At 59.5% G+C, this 15710-nt stretch carries 10 protein-coding genes and 1 pseudogene; 3 read left to right on the plus strand and 8 right to left on the minus strand.

Annotated elements, in window-relative coordinates:
• Positions 1 to 35 precede the first annotated feature (35 nt).
• The 8 genes and pseudogenes from OH491_RS12400 to mobF all read right to left on the minus strand — a co-directional run bounded on the left by OH491_RS12400 (position 36) and on the right by mobF (position 12673).
• On the minus strand, positions 36 to 1034 hold the full coding sequence (locus OH491_RS12400; protein WP_068770982.1) for a DUF1593 domain-containing protein: 999 nt from the start codon (positions 1032 to 1034) through the stop codon (positions 36 to 38).
• A 146-nt stretch (positions 1035 to 1180) separates the two neighbouring features.
• A complete protein-coding gene (locus tag OH491_RS12405; protein ID WP_342751047.1) occupies positions 1181 to 2164 on the minus strand; it encodes a family 43 glycosylhydrolase in 984 nt (327 codons plus the stop codon).
• Between the two features lie 36 nt (positions 2165 to 2200).
• Positions 2201 to 3664, minus strand: a complete 1464-nt coding sequence (locus tag OH491_RS12410; RefSeq protein WP_084442291.1) for a glycoside hydrolase family 28 protein — start codon at positions 3662 to 3664, stop codon at positions 2201 to 2203.
• A gap of 96 nt (positions 3665 to 3760) precedes the next feature.
• Positions 3761 to 6152 (minus strand): annotated as a pseudogene (locus OH491_RS12415) (glycoside hydrolase family 2 TIM barrel-domain containing protein).
• A 733-nt stretch (positions 6153 to 6885) separates the two neighbouring features.
• The gene (locus tag OH491_RS12420; RefSeq protein ID WP_334319412.1) at positions 6886 to 7686 is read right to left on the minus strand and encodes an AAA family ATPase; all 801 of its coding nucleotides are present in this window, start codon (positions 7684 to 7686) and stop codon (positions 6886 to 6888) included.
• Between the two features lie 138 nt (positions 7687 to 7824).
• Complete coding sequence (locus OH491_RS12425; protein WP_068770978.1) at positions 7825 to 9309, minus strand: type IV secretory system conjugative DNA transfer family protein; 1485 nt, start codon at positions 9307 to 9309, stop codon at positions 7825 to 7827.
• 107 nt (positions 9310 to 9416) lie between these two features.
• Positions 9417 to 9842 carry a hypothetical protein gene (locus OH491_RS12430; RefSeq protein WP_068770977.1) on the minus strand — a complete coding sequence of 142 codons (426 nt, stop codon included), beginning with the start codon at positions 9840 to 9842 and terminating at the stop codon, positions 9417 to 9419.
• Positions 9839 to 12673: a MobF family relaxase gene (gene mobF / locus OH491_RS12435; protein ID WP_068770976.1), complete on the minus strand. Its 2835-nt coding sequence runs from the start codon at positions 12671 to 12673 to the stop codon at positions 9839 to 9841. The genes OH491_RS12430 and mobF overlap by 4 nt, the downstream gene beginning before the upstream one ends.
• 737 nt (positions 12674 to 13410) lie before the next feature.
• Between mobF and OH491_RS12440 the strand changes: the two genes are divergently transcribed.
• The 3 genes from OH491_RS12440 to OH491_RS12450 all read left to right on the plus strand — a co-directional run bounded on the left by OH491_RS12440 (position 13411) and on the right by OH491_RS12450 (position 15469).
• The gene (locus OH491_RS12440) at positions 13411 to 13758 is read left to right on the plus strand and encodes a hypothetical protein (protein ID WP_068770975.1); all 348 of its coding nucleotides are present in this window, start codon (positions 13411 to 13413) and stop codon (positions 13756 to 13758) included.
• A gap of 404 nt (positions 13759 to 14162) precedes the next feature.
• Positions 14163 to 14648 carry a hypothetical protein gene (locus OH491_RS12445; protein ID WP_068770974.1) on the plus strand — a complete coding sequence of 162 codons (486 nt, stop codon included), beginning with the start codon at positions 14163 to 14165 and terminating at the stop codon, positions 14646 to 14648.
• The gene (locus tag OH491_RS12450) at positions 14645 to 15469 is read left to right on the plus strand and encodes an N-6 DNA methylase (protein ID WP_342751048.1); all 825 of its coding nucleotides are present in this window, start codon (positions 14645 to 14647) and stop codon (positions 15467 to 15469) included. The genes OH491_RS12445 and OH491_RS12450 overlap by 4 nt, the downstream gene beginning before the upstream one ends.
• Positions 15470 to 15710 lie beyond the last annotated feature (241 nt).

The following is a 15710-nucleotide window of genomic DNA, read 5'->3' on the forward strand; positions in this document are numbered from 1 at the left end:
ATCTTCAAATAGGTTGGTGCATCCCGGCATTTTTATTATTCCATGCACCAACCCATTCGCATGGCGAAGTCGGCTTGGAATTGAGGACGCCAACGATGCACGGCGGCGCGCGGATCGAGTCCGGGAATATCACGCCACCAGCCATCGGCACTCTTTTCATATTGGCCGCCCCAACCGGGCCTGGCCGGGTCGGAGGGATCGTTGCCTCCAGTCGGTAGAAAGAAAAACCACGAGGGTGTGTCGCCTTCTTTCATGCAACCGTACGGGTTGGGGGCGGTCCATGTTTTTATCGGGTAAAGCGCGCCGAGCGGGCCTTTGCCACGCACATTCACCTCAATCCATTCGCGACTGGTGAGCGATTCATCCCCGCCGAGATACATACCGCGAAATGTCGCAGCGCGCTTGTCGCGGTCTTTCGGCGCCACCGTGAGAATGTAGCACATGCCGGGAAACTCTCCGCGCATCCAGTCGGCGATGCCGTCCTGGTCCATGATGTCGTAAACGCGAAAGCGCTGAACGAATCGCGCCAGTCCCGAGAAGCCACGATCATGCTTCACGCGCCAGAGCGCCTGCGCCAAATCATTCTGCCCGCCCCAGATTGCGATGTTCAATGGCCGTTCCGGCGTGCCGGCATCCACACATTCGATGAGCCAGCGCGAGCCTTCGGTGTCGTGGCCTTCGCCGACGTGTCCGTGACCGCGCCGTGGATTGCCAGACTTGACCCGCGCCATCAGTTCCTGCTCCGTCGGCCAGCCATCCGCGTGCCTGGCGAGATTTACGCGCACCTTGCCATAGGCAGATACAATCTCGCGAATCAGATCGGGGCGCGTGATGGCTTTCTTCAGTTCTCCCGGTGTTCCGGAGGCGCTGGCGATCAGCCCTTCGATCTGGAATTCATTGGCATACACCATCAGACGCACCATGGACTGTTGATCGTCGGGATCACCGCCGATGTCCGTGAGCACGCACAGGCGCGGGCGGTCCTTCGCAATCGCTACCGTCGCCAGCAGGAATAATGTGATGATGAAACGCATGGGGGTTAGCAGGGGGATTTGGAGAAATTTTTCGACGTTGCGATGGCGATGGCGCGGTGGCGGTAGCTTCCCCCGACAGCGCGATAGGGATAGTTCCGTATTTGCAGGGCGTCTTCACCTCGCCTTATATCAATTGCCTATCATATTCACCCCTTTGGCAGGGCGGTCTCGCCGAGACCGCCGGAATGACTCGGCGAGCCGTCCCCACCCTTGCTGAAGTCAAATTCACTTATGGGTGTCATCGTCACGGGTTTGATGGAGCCATCCTCATTATAAAAAAGCGGTTCGACACAAACGCGGCGCTCCCAGTTGCTGGGACCGGCAACATGGTAAACGAGATACCATTGGCCCTTGAACTCCGTGATCGAGCCGTGGACGTTGAGCGAGTGGTTGTCCAGTATTTCTCCCTTGTATTCAAACGGCCCCAGCGGACTCTTTGCCGTGCTATAAACCATCACATTGGCCTTCTGTCCGGGCGGCCTCGTCGGATAGCTCGCATAATAAATGCCATTCCGTTTGTGAATCCAGACACCTTCGTAAAACCTTGGCATGTCCAAAATCTGAATCGGCCCATCCCGTGTAATCATGTCCTCCTTGAGCTTCACGACGCCAAGCTGATAGGCGCCGCCGACGTAGAGATATGCCTGTCCGTCATCATCAATAAATATATTCGGATCGATCATGTAGCGGATGCCCGCCTCGTTCTTTTTGACCAGTGGCTCGCCCAGCGCGTCCTTAAAAGGCCCGGTGGAGAAATCGGAAACCGCCACACCGATTTGCCCGCCGGCGGGGAAATAAAAATAGTATTTCCCGTTTCGTTCAATGCAATCCGGCGCCCACGCCTCCGTGTCGGCCCAGGAAATGTCTTTTAGGGCAAAAATGACGCCATGATCATTCCACTTGATCATGTCCTCGGAGGAGAAGACATGCCAGTCCACCATACCCTTCCAGTTTCTGGCTCCCGGAGCGTCGTGCGAGGGATAGATATAAAATTTACCATTAAAAACGCGGGCGGAGGGATCGGCGTGGAAATCAGGTAAGATCGGCCGCTGGGCCCGCACGATGGTCGGACCCGCAATGCAGAGCAATGAGGCCAGCAGCCAGATGCCTCGCATCGGAATGCGTTGCATTATAGTAACTTGATGGGTTTCAATGCTCATTGTGGTTTACCTGTTCGGGTTGTCTTTGTCGGGCTCCTCGATGAAGGTGCCGATCGTGATGTTTTTCTCTGTGACATTTTCGGCGTGCTCATAGCGGTTCTTCTGGCCACGGGCGGTGTTGATGGCGATGCCGTCTAGCGTCACGTTTCTCACAGGCAGGTCCCTGTCGCCAAGAATGCGGAACGGTGTGAAGGTTTCGCCGACCTTTATATTTCTCATCGTGATATTGCGTACCGGGGTGAGGCGCTCCTCGTAGGCGGGGACGAGTTTGCGCCATTGGTAAAGAACGTCGGTCTCGATGCCGAACACACCCATTCGAAAATTGGTGGCGGATGCGTCGATGTTCTCCACCGTGATGTTTTCCACAAAACCGCCGCGCCGCCGATTGGTTTTAACATAGAGAATGTTGAACGGCTTCTTTGTTTTCGCCTCGAAGCGGCAATCATGCGCGTAAACATTGCGGATGCCGCCGGAAAGTTCGCTGCCGATGGCGATGAGCTGATGCCCGTTGAGAACGGTGCAGTTGCGGATGACGATGTTTTCGGATGGCGTGGCCAGCCGCCAGCCATCGTGATTGGTGCCGGACTTGATGGCGATGGCGTCGTCGCCCTGATCAAAGCGACAGTTTTCAACAAGGAGGTTGCGCGTGCCCTCGGGGTCGATGCCGTCGTTGTTGTGTCCGTGCGCTGAGACGTCAATGCGGCGGACGACAACGGAGTCGCAGAGCAGCAGGTGGATCGTCCAGAAGGGGCTGTCGCGGATTGTCACACCCTCGATGAGAACGTTGTTGCAGCGGTTGAATTGGACGAGTTGGGGGCGGAGGTTGTTTTCACCCTCTGCCATCTGGCGTTTTTCAACGGGCACACCGGTCGATCCCATCGCGTAGAGTCGCTTGAGTGCTTCCATGTGCGCGGGCGGGCGGCCCGACCATTTTTTCCATGTGCCCATGCGGGGTGCGATTTTACCTTCGCCGGTGATGGCAACGTTTTCGCAGCGGAACGCATAGACGAGGGGCGAGTAGTTGAAGCACTCCCAGCCTTCCCAGCTCGACTGCACGGCGGGCAGGTAGTCTTGTGGGTTGTCGCTGAAGGAGAGCACGGCATCCTTCTCGAGGTGGAGACGGACGTTGCTGCGCAGGTGAATGGCGCCGGTCAGCCAGTCGCCGGCGGGAATGACAACGCGCCCGCCGCCGGCCTCGTGGCAGGCGGCGATGGCGTTGCGAATAGCCACGGTGTTGTCGGTTTCACCACCGGGCTTCGCGTCAAAATCGGTGATAATAAAATCGCGCTCGGGAAAAACCGGAACCCGGATTGGCGGCATGAAAAACGGCGCCTCCACGTGGATTTCCTCATGGCGGATTTTATCGGCGCCGGCCTGGGGTGTCGCGGTGGCGGCGGGCAACACGAAAACAGCCCCGATAGCCAGCGATACCGCGGTCCAAAGCAGGATCTGGTCAATCTTTGCTTTCATTCAGTTCGAATTTTATAAATGAGTGCGGATGCATACCTGAAAAGAGATGGCCGTATATCCCGCCGGTTAAGAACAAAAACATGTCATGATTTATCATCACTGGCTTGTAACCATCAGTATCTTCTCAGCGCTTTTTAGTCCGGGAGCAGACGCCCGGATTGCCACTTCGCCGGGCGACTGGCCGGCGCGGAGGATGGCGAGCGCGCGGCCATTGTGCAGTCTCCGTTTGTAATTCATCGCTGCGATGATCGCCGTTATCCACCGCGATCAGACGGGCCGCGCCGGACACCTCAAACGTCACCTCGCCGATAGCGTCCGGCACATCGCGACCCTCGCTGTCAACGGCGCGCACTTTTATATACTGCAAATCAAGCCCGTCGGCCTGCCATTCGCCAGTTTCCGCCTCAAACCGCAAGGCGACGGCCTTCCCCGTGGTTTCGAGTTGATGGCGGGCCACCTCCCTGCCGCCGTTGCGCGCCACGGCCTCCACCCTGCCCTCGCTGTAAGGCATATCCTTCCAAAAAATGGCATTCCGGCGCGATGGATCATCAATTATATTTTTTTGGATACCGAGAGACTTGCCGTTTATGAACAACTCCACTTCCTCCGCATTTGTATAAGTGACCAAATTCAGCCTGGCACCCGGCGCGCGGTTCCAATGCGACGACATGGGCATTTGTCCCACCATGACATCGTTCCATTCAATGCTTTCCTCCTCCTTGTCCACCACCCCGATGCGCACCACCGGTGCATCGTCAAACATGCTTTTGATAAAATAAGCCTGCGGGAAGGGTTCAAGTGAATGATCAAAGTATGAGTAATTCCAGCCCTTCGCCGGCCAGCCTTTCGACTCACCCCAGTATTCAATGCCGCCCCAGTAGGCAAGCCCGGCGACCTTGTCGAGATCCATGCCGAAGTAGGCTTTTCCCATATCGGCCGTCGCGGCCTCGCTCTGGTAAAGAATCAGGTGCGGATGCAGTTTGGCATATTCCGGGAATGCGTAATAAGTGTAATTATAGCTGGCAACCTCAGTGACAACCGACAGTTCGGGAGGCTCAATCACGGTCTTGAATTCAGGTTCCCTGTGCCTGATCGCCCCCTTGCGCGCCGGAAACATGGCTACCGTCGTTTTGCGTGTTGGGTCGTGGCGTTTTACCAACACGTCAAGGATGCGGTAGCTGGTCACGCCCCAGTCGCCGGTGGGGTATCCCGCCAAATCCTCGCGCATTTGCAGTTCGTTGCCGAGGCTCCACATGATCACCGACGGGTGATTGCGGTCGCGTTTTATCCATTCGGGAATTGCCGCGGGCCACAATTGCGTCCACGGAACGCGCCCGGCCCAATAGCTTGTGCCTCCCCATTTATCAAACAGTTCGTCCACAATCAAAAAACCGTGCTTGTCGGCGAGGCGCAGAAACGACTTGGAGTAGGGATTGTGCGAGGTGCGGACATGATTAAAGCCGAAGGCCTTCAGCGTTTCAAACTGCCGCTCAATGGCCCGCTCGTAGGCGGCGGCGCCCACCGCGCCCAAGTCGTGGTGATTGGCAATTCCCTTTAGTATGACTTTTTTGCCATTGAGCTTGAAACCGTATTCAGGCGAAAATTCGATGTGGCGGATGCCGAAGGTCTCCGTCACGCGGTCAACAATTTTGCCGTCCAATGTGAGTGTGATTACCGCTGAATATAAATGAGGCGTCTCGCACGACCACAATTGCGGTGTTTTGATATTCACGACCGGAAGCGCGACCTCATCCGTCTGTTTCCTTGATTTCACCGGGGCTGCCCGATGCGTCGCGGCGACCTGCCGCCCATCGGGAGCGTAGATTTTTGCCTCAATGCCCACGGACAATTGTTTGCCGCGCAATCCCTCTACCTCGACCTGGATGCTGACCTCGGCATTGTGCTCCGAAACCTCCGGCGTTGTTATAAAGACGCCGTGCCGGGCGACGGCTATGTCACCTTTCACCAATAAATGCACATCGCGGTATAAACCGCCGCCGGTATACCAGCGCGAGTTGCCGTCCTTGCCGGTGTCGGCCCTCACGACGATCACATTTCCATCCTCATATTTTATATATTTCGTGACATCGGCCTCGAAGCCGAGATAGCCGTAATCCGTCCCGCCCACCTTTGTCCCGTTGAACCAGACATCGCCCGCCAGCAGGATTCCTTCAAAATCCAGCACCACGCGTTTGCCTTTCCACGCCGGATCGGCCTTGAACGATTTGCGATACCAACCAGCACCCATTTTCTTGAACCCACGCGAGCCCTTGGCAGACTTGTTCCAAGGCTGCTCGATCTGGAAGTCGTGCGGCAAATCAAGCGCGCGCCAGCCCGAGTCATTATAGGCGGCGGATTGCGCGCCATCCGCGTCGCCCGCGTGAAACTTCCATCCGAAATTAAACAACAGGGACGCGCGGTCGTCACCCGCGAACAGCGAAGATGCCACCAGCAGGCCGATTATTGTCAGCATGATTTTCTTATGCATGATTATGTTTGGGTTGTAATGATTGTTGTAGCAATTGGCGAGCAGCCCAGGATCGATGCCGACGGTCCACACCGCTGCTTGGGTTTCTCCAGCGACAATAAATGCACGAGCGCCCAGTCCTGATCGTTGAGCAAAGCGCGGCGCCCAAGGGCGAAAGGAGTTTTTTCGTCATGCGACAAGATGAGGTTGGACTTGTTGGGTAGGGTGCTGAATCGGGTTGGATTTGGGCTCCATGTTATCAGAAACCGTGGAACCGCCGCATCTCTAATATTAGGGATTTTTTGCACACGCCACTTTGCACTTTTCGGGCAAGGATATGGTAGCCTAAATTTCATAACATAATGATTAATATTGACTTGAAAAACAAAAATGGCACTTAATTTGCAATACGCATCGTGGACACAGTGAAACTCCAATAAGCAGGTGACAATCAGCGCCATCCGGCCCGGATTGGACGCACGGTTTCAGCACGAAACCGATGCTGGTCGCAAGCGGCAATTCTGTGTGTTGGATACACATTGCGCCCAAACGGTGTGCATCCCGATGCATGGGCCCGCCGATTGCATCGGCCAAGTTTGCCCGCAGCCGCCATGGAAGCCGACCTTTGAAAATCACACCAGTAGAAGCATCATGCCAAAGCCATGCGCTGCACAATCGTGTGTTTCCGCAACCGTCACTGGACTAATCTTGGCCTTAAAATCCATTTGGGAATGATGTCATGCAGCCAATGCATTTAATGCATTTTGCATGCAGCTTTCATCAATAGTGCTACGGCCACTCGGTCTTGCAAGAATCGCTCGACCGCGCTGCGCATGGGACGCGCGCCAAGCGTCTTGTGAAACCCCGCCCGCAGGATCGCCTCCACATCGTCGGGCGTGATTTCCAAATCATGCCCGAGCCCGCGCAGCCGCGCCAGTTCGCCCGCGATCATGGCCTCGCAAATCTCCCGCTGCACCGCATACGGCAACCGCGCAAACACCACCTTTTCCGTCATGCGCCCCACCAGTTCGGGACGCAGTGTTTGATTCACCCGCGCCAATACCGTGCGCTCAATGCTCGCGAACGGTGCGGACTGCATCCGCATCGCCTCCGCCGCGCCGATGTTCGATGTGCATACGATATAATATCCCGAAAGGTTTTTCCTCTCGCCGCTTGCCAGCGTAATGCTCGCGTCATCCAGAATCTGCAAAAACAAGTCCAGCACGAGTGGATGCGCCTTTTCGATTTCATCAAACAAAAGAGTTCCGCCATTGCCGCCGCCACCGTCGCCCTGCGCGGCCTCCGTCTTCGCCAGCGCCCGGCCAAGCAAGCCAATATCGCCGACCTTCTCGCCAATCAGTTTTTCAACCGAGGCTTGGTTTTGGTATTCCGACATGTCAAAGCGCAGCGGCTTCGCCCCGCCGAACAAATACCCCGTGAACGCATTCGTTATCTCCGTCTTGCCCGTCCCCGTCGGGCCGACGAAGAGGAACGAGCCTTTGGGCCGTCCCGGATGAGAGAGGCCGAGTTCGCCGCGCCGCAACACCGATTCCACGCACCCGATGACATGCGCCTGCCCCTTGATGTGCCCGCGCAGATGCGCGCCGAGGTCGCGAAGCTGTTCGCGCCGCTGGCGAAACCAGTCATCGCCGATGTTTTTAATGGGTCGAAATTCTCTCATGGCAAAACGAGCTTAACGAAACCATCCGCACACGCGCCCGTCCGCATCGCGCGGCGGCAGCACCACGCGCCGAAACCCGGCCTCGCAGTGCTGCACGACCGCCTGAAACTTCCGCAACCGCCGAAACTCGTGCGGCTCTATATAATACTTTTCCTCCTCGGAATAGGAGGATGTCCGCCTGCCGGCAGAGTAACCATAACTGTGTTTCCTATACTTCTTCTTGCCCAGCGTATCCGCCGCGATTTTCGCGGATTCCTCGTCGGCGGCCTTGAACATGACGCGGTTCGCCATGTTCGCGATAAAAACCCGGGCCTTTTGCTCGTCGCCAATCGGCGGAATGAGCGACGTGTAACTCTGCGTCGCCGCGACCACCGTCGCCCTGGCCTCGCGCATCACGTCCACGACATTGTAATCACTCGTGCCATCGTGATTCGCCGTCACGATTTTTTGCGCCTCGTCAGCCCATAATATTAATAAATTGTCATTCGCCCGCTCCTTCGAGGTGCGGTCGAAGCGCAGCAGCACATGCGAATAGAACACGAGCTTGAGCAGCGTGTGAATGTATCTGCGTTCCGTTTTGAAACGTTGCGGAATCGAAACGCAAATCACCTTGCCCCGGTCGATCTCCGCAAACGAAAGCGTTGATTTCTCGGGACAAAACACCCTCGCGATGTCGGGATGCGTAAAATGCTTCAACCGGTTCGCCAGCGTGCCGCGCACGCCGCCCAGTTGATCCTTCGGCTGGCTGGCGATCTGCGTTTCGTAATACTCCATCAGTTCGCGCGACTCCGGCGTGTTTTTTTCATCCAGTATGCCGATAATGTCCTTCGTCCATGCGTCCGATGAGAGCATTTCATAGGCGTGGTTGAGCGTGACGGACAACCCGGCGCACTCCAGCGCCTGAAACGCAAAATCCATCTGGATTTCCGCCTGTGTCTTGAAAAACGACTGGTCGCCGTCCTGCCCGAGCGAGGCGGCGACATCGCAGACATCCTTCGCCTTGGCCGAAAAGGGCAGGCGCGCGTCCTCAAGATAGTTGAACGTGTGCGGCGGCTCCCAATCCGCAGGCGCGCCGTCCGGCCGCACTTGCAGCAAAATCAAGTCCTGTTCGCGCCCGAGGTGCCTGAACATCGCCGAAAGCGTCTCCCAGTAAAGCCCCTTGTCATCGATGCAGATGCCACCCCAGTGCGGACAGTTTTTCGAGACCTGCCAGAGCATGGCGTTGATGGCCGAGAGCGTTTTCCCCGAACCCGTCTCGCCCGTCACCAGCCAGCCCCGGCAAAAATCATTCAGCGACCACGAAAACCCGCCCAGCGTCAGAATCGGCCTCACACGCGGGCGACCGCGCGCCGCCATCACACCGCACGCCACCTGCCAGACGGCAAACACGGCGAACACCGCCGTCATCGCCAGCGCCGCGCCCGGCGGCATGGCGGCGCGCCGCGCGAAAAACGCGCAGCCAAGGCTCACGGCAGCGAGAAGAAAACGAAACAGCATAAGTGCAAATGCCGCGCGCAACCTTGCACACAGCCTCGCCATTATGCCCGAAAACACCGCGCCCGGCTTGGACATTCAGACCATTTTCAGGGACGAAACGACCATGCTTATTTTGCCACCACGTTTATTTCCGAAACCACAGGCGCGGGTGCGGCGACGCCCGCCGTGGCAGCCTGGTAGCTTTCCGAAACCTCGCGCAATTCACGCAGGGCGAACGCTCCGATGGCATCGACCACGCCGCCGAGGTTGTGCCCGCGCACGGAGACATCGTGGCTCATAAAGACCAGACGCAAGTGCTCGCATTTGCCCGTGCCATCGCCAGTCGCTACATCCGGTTCGTAACTCACGCCGTGGAAACAAGCCCACGGAAGCAGCCAGCATTGTTTGTCCCGCCTTATGAGGCGCAGGAATGGCGGTGGCGTCGCCGAAGTCTCGCGTTTTTCGGACGCGGCACTGCCGTTTCCGGACGATGTGATATTACCACCGGCGGCCCGGGCCAGGCGGTGGCGTTCGATTTCATTTTTCAGGCTCATAATTGTATTCCCCTTGATTGGTCTTGTTGCGGTTGCTGTTTCTGTTGCGGAGGCGGCACCCATTGCCGGAGCGATTCGTGCAAACGTTGCTGCGCCTTCAACGACAACTGGTGCTGAAATGCCTCCTTGAGTCTCTGGCGCACGGCCTCGGCGGTCGCCTCGTCGGGCTTGACAGACAGCGCCAGTTCGCGGTCGGACTCGCGCTCGACGTTCAGCCGCAGCGCCTCCTTGTCGCTGGTAAACACGACGACTTTCCGCCGCGCCCGCGATATGCCCACATACCATTGCTGGCGGCTCATCATAGACGCTTGTTCGCCGTCATGGGCGACGAGCACGGTATCGACGGTCTTGCCCTGCGAGGCATAGGTCGTAACCGCGTAGCCGCGCACAAACATCCGCTGCGACGGCGCGAGCGTTTTCGAGACTCCCGCGTCATCACGCACGCGGATGCGCCCGTCCTTCATCACGCGCCGCACCGTCACCAGTTCGCCGTTGCGAACCGCCGCGCCGTCGGCGGATTTACTGTTGAACTTCATCTGCAAGCGGTCGCCCCGCGCCAGTTCCAATTCACTCGTCCTGGTGACGACAAAGCGGTCCGCGCATTTGTAGCTCACGGTCGTGGCGCGCCCGTCCTTGCGCAAGGTAACGCCGTGTTCGTCGGCACCGGCAATCTCGCACCAGTCCCCCCGCTGAAAACGTCCGTAACCGCGAATGAACAAAACCCCTGAGTCCGGCGTGTAGAAGCGCGCATCATGCTTTTGCGCCTCGCTCAAGTCTACCGACTGCCACGACACCACCGGCCTGCCCGCGCCCAGCCTGCCGGTCTCGCGCAGACGCGCGCGGATGGCGTCGTTGGCCGCGTGCACGTCATCCCAGGTCTGCGCCACCGCGAGCACCCGTTCCTTGCGGCTCAGCGCCCCGCAATATTCACGCGCCAGTTCCACCATGCGTTCGCCGGCATCAAGTTCACGAATGCACCCCATTGCATCCAGTTTGTCGAATGAAGCCGCCAGCCGGCCCTCCGCCGCAGCCTTCACCGCCGAGCGGTATTTTCGCACAAACGCCTTTTCTTCCCGCGATGCCACCGCCTCCGGGTCCTGCCTTCGGATTTTTTTCAAATGCACCGTCTGCAAATTCGTGTGCTCCTCGATGGCACGCAGCGCGTCCGAGGCGGCCACGGCACCCTGCTGCCGCGTGTCGCCCGACAGGATCAACCGCCCGCCGCAGGCCCGCACCTGGTCAACCAGCGCGCGCATGTCGCGCCCGCCGATCTGCCCGGCCTCATCGAGAATCACGACCGCTCCGCGCGGCAGTTGCCCTCCCGCCCCGTCCGCGCCTCCCGCCAGCAGCTTTGCCAAAGTGTCCGCCGAGGCGAGGCCGTCGCGACGCAAATCTGCCGCCTGCTGGTGTTGCGGCGCGAACACGAGCACGGGATGCCCCGCCGCCTCCACCCCCCGCACGACCTCGCGCACCGCAAATGTTTTCCCCACTCCCGCCGCCCCTTGGAACACCGTGATAAAATCCCGGCTGCGCAGGATGCGCAGCACCGCTCCGCGCTGTTCCGCCGACAACGATTCCGCCGGTTGATGCCCCGCGTTGAACGCGGCATGGCTTCGCATCCCGTTTTGCGCGTCGAGCACAAGGGAAAACTCGCACACCAGCGCCTCGCGGTTGGTCAGCTTGCGCGACTTCGCATCGCGAATGTAATCGCGCTTCGCCATCTCGTTTTCCAAGTCTTCCAAGGAAAAATTTTGACCGCGCCCGCGAGCCAGGGCCGCCGACATCAGCTCGTAGTCGCCGACCACCGAACGCCGCTCAAACAGGTGCTCGTCCGCCCATGCCACAAATCCGGGCAGCCCGCATTTTTCCGAGGACTCCACCGGCAGCGGCGGCGGCAGGCGCGCCGGCTCCAACTTTGCCAGCGCCTCATGTTCGGAGGCGGGCATTTCCGAGGCCCAGCGCGGATGCAGTTTTTCCGCGCACAGGCTTCTTATTTTGCGCCGCCGCTTGTCCTGCGCGACCTGCGCGCGGAGAGCCTTTTCGTTGCCACGCAATCCTTCCTCCGCGATGCGTTTTTTCGTCTCCGCATCAATCTGCTGATGCCGCTTGGAAAAGCGGGCAATCACGCCCTCCGGCACCCCCTGAATCTCAAATCCGGTCGGCGTGTTGACGATTTCATAGCCAAGATTTCGGAGCCCCTTCGCCATCTCATGGTAGTAAAGATTCTCGGCGAACTTTTGGGCGCGATACATGCCCGTCGCGTGAAGCGCCTTCCACTTTTCCTCCGTCCAGTCGTAGGTCGCGTTGAACACCACGCAGTGCGTGTGCAGGTGCGGATCAAGCTCCCGGCTGGTGTCATGCCGGAACAACGCGGCGACGATTCCCCCGGTCACGCGCTCGCCGTTCTCGCCGTCCTTGCGCACGCGCGTCTCGGCGAACTTTTCCAATTCATCCACCATCGCGCGAACGGCGCGGTCATGGAGTTCGATAATCCGGGCATCCTGCCAAAGCGCGACCACCGAAATCGACTTCGGCGGACTGATCGTGAAGTCGTAAAACACGCGGCGGTTCGACACCGTGTGTTCGCCTTCCCGACGGGTCGTGTTGCGCCGCATCGTCAAGAGTTGTCCGGTTTCCGGGTGCTGACCCTCGCACATCGCCAAGAAACTTTTTTCATCCACCACGCCGTCGAGTCCGAGCATGGACGCGGCGACACCGCGCCACTCGCCGCGCACCACATGGCCGTCCATGTAGTAGTCTCCCGTGGCCAGATGCTCGCGAAAATACCCCTCCGCGTTGGACAAATTCAACTGCGGCTTGGCCGTCAGCATGGCAGCACCTCCCTCGCGACACGCGCGTGAAGAATGCGGACAGGCCGCGCCCACCCGGAACGCACTCGCGTTCTTTTTGAGCAATACGCCTCTCCCCTTGCCGTGGCCGGCAATGATTTTTTCGGGCCTTGCATGACCGCAGCCTACCGGAGGCGCGCGAAAAGAAATAGGGGCGGTATCCACATTCCAAATACCCGGATTTCCGGCGACATGCGGACGGCGCACGGGCGCGACCGCATGACGCCTGTCCGCACTGCCCGACCTTCACAAAATCGCGCCGCGCCCCCGCGTGCCTTGTGGCGCGGCGCGACCTCGTGAGGCGCGGGGACGCACCGGCGCACGGACGGGGAGCCAGAACGTCGGCGGGCGGAGGCGGGGCGCGGGTGCGCGCGCGCCGCCGGTGAGGCGGTGCCCTCTTTTTTTGCGCGCCTCCGCCCGCCGCCGTCCATGCTCCCCTGGCGCGGGAAAACACTCCGCATTTTGCTCCGCCGGAAATGCGGACAATGGCCGCGTGACACGCCACCGGGCATTAAGAAATCTGCCCTGCCCGTCGTCCACAATCACCCTATCACATCGGTCAATGTAGAGCTCGCTGGCGTTCGCCTCCACACCGCCCGTCCGCGCGGGGCGCAGCCGGGCTTTGACTCGATGTGAGTCCGGACGGACGAGATCGGGCGAGGCCGAGGATAACCCGGCACACCGCCGGGAACGGACCGCGCCTGATTTCATTTCCGAACATGAATCAAAAGGCTCGAACCAAACGCGACCTCGCCAGAACCGAAAGCACCCAGGCCATCGAAAGACTCCGCAAGAATTACCTCAAGGTCGGCGACACCGTTTACGTCTTTCTCCGCCGCATCAGCAGGAGCGGCACGTGCCGATGGATTGACCTTTACACCGTGCGCGAAAAAAAGCCGCTGCGCATCACCTGGAGCGCGGCCAAGGCGCTGGCCACCCGATACGATTCGCGACGCGAGGCCATCCGTGTGGAGGGTTGTGGTTTCGATTGCGGCCACTCGCTGGTGCATGACCTCGCATGGCGGCTTTTCGGCAACAGCGACGCCCTTGACCACCGCTGGCTTTGACCGGCATCCGGCGGCGTCCCGCACGGCGCGGCGGCGCCCGCCTTCGTCGTGTTTTTATCCGGGCAACCGCTCGCGGGCAATCACGCCGGACGGACGCGAGCCCGTATTTTATATTTGGATACAATCGAGAAAAATTGCGCCCGGAAAATCGCGTTGCGCACCCGCGCACTCCATCGTCACCACGCTTAAAACCCTTGCCTGCTGCGTGTTCCGAATTGTGTCACACCCGTCAATGTATTGCTCGCCCTCGCAAGCTCGGGCTGCGCTCCACACCGGACGCCTCCGCACCTGCTCCGGCGTCCTTTGACTGGGTGTGCCCTCGGAACGACGTGAATCGGGCAAGGCTGTCACGAATACCCCGGCATGTCGCCGGAAGCGGACTGCGCCTGATTCCGCCAAATCACATGACAACCGAAACGACCTGCGTGTTGGAAACACTCCACCTGCCCCAAGGCCGCAAGCGCGCCTCCATCCACCGGGAACTTCTCCACCACATCGAGGCTGGCGAAACCCTGCTCTTCCGAGTCCTTCGCGGCTACATAGGCGCAGCGCTCTGGACATCCAGCGACGACAACGGCACCCCGCTTGACCGCGACCACGGCATCGCCGACCTCGCGGTCGAATCGCTCATCAGCGCCTGGGTCGAATGCTCCTGCTTCTGCCGCGAATGCGAAACCGATCTGACCCACCTCGACGACGAGCGCAACGGCCACGACTTCTGGCTCACCCGCAACCACCACGGCGGCTACTTGGACGAGTCCGTGAACGACGAGCCTGCCGAGTTCGCCATGCAGCAACTCACCCGTGCCGGCGAGTCCTTCGGCGAAGTCGATCTCTACATCGGCGACGACCGCAAACTTCACTTCAGCAACGAAAGCCGCGTCGCATGAAAACGAGTCAAACCCCGACCTTCCGTCCGTTGCTCGAGCAACTCATCCGCCGCCACGACGCGCACACGGTGTTCACAGCATTCGCATCTTTGGCCGCTTGCGCGCTCGCGCACGGCACCCGCGAAGCCGAATACCTCGAAGAGGCCAAACGCTGGAGCAGGAACGAACTGGAAATTTTCAGCCACGCCCTTGCCGCACTGGTCATGGAAATGGAGGCCCAGCCCTTCACCGACTTGCTCGGCGGTCACTACATGGAACTGGCCCTCTCCCATAAAGGGCAGAAATGGAATGGCGAGTTTCACACCCCGCAGAACATCTGCGAGATGATCGCCCACATGCTTGCCGGTGACTCATCGCTGCCGCCAGAAGGCCCCGTCACGCTCTGCGAACCGGCCTGCGGCGCGGGAGCGATGATCCTGGCCTACGCCAAGGCGCTCTCACCGGAGAACCGCTGCCGTTTGCGGGTCACCGCCATCGACATCAGCAAGACCGCCTGTGACATGTGCTTCATCAACAGCACCCTCTGGGGTATCCCAGTCGAGATTGTCCACGGCAACACCATCGCGATGAAATTCTTCGCCTCATGGCGGAACATCCACTGGGTTTTCCGGGGACGCCTCCATCTCTTCGCCGGACTTGCCGCCGCACAAAACCAGACAGACGCGCCGCAATCCGAAAACGGGAACGAAAATGAAACGATGATGCCGCTCGCAACCGCTCTCATCGCATCCACCGCCGCACAACAGGGACAACCGCCCACGCCGGAGAAAGCCGAGCAAATCAAAGCCGCGCTTGGACAGCAAATGTTCGACTTCGCATGACCCCGGTTCGGGAAACCCAAGGAAGAGTGAGGGGAGCCCCGGCGCAGGCTCACTTTGGTCATGTTTCCCTTGCGGGATGGCCGACCTTGCGGATTGGGAATTTCCTCACATCGCGCCCCGTTGCCGATTGTGGCGTCGCGTGCAAGGTCCGCTTCGCTCTCCACCTTGCACGCGACACCCGATCCGGCAACTACTGGGGCGCGGAGGTTCGCTGGCCGCTGCCAGCACAAAGAGAACACGG

The organism is Termitidicoccus mucosus, assembly GCF_038725785.1.
Taxonomy (GTDB): Bacteria; Verrucomicrobiota; Verrucomicrobiia; order Opitutales; family Opitutaceae; genus Termitidicoccus; species Termitidicoccus mucosus.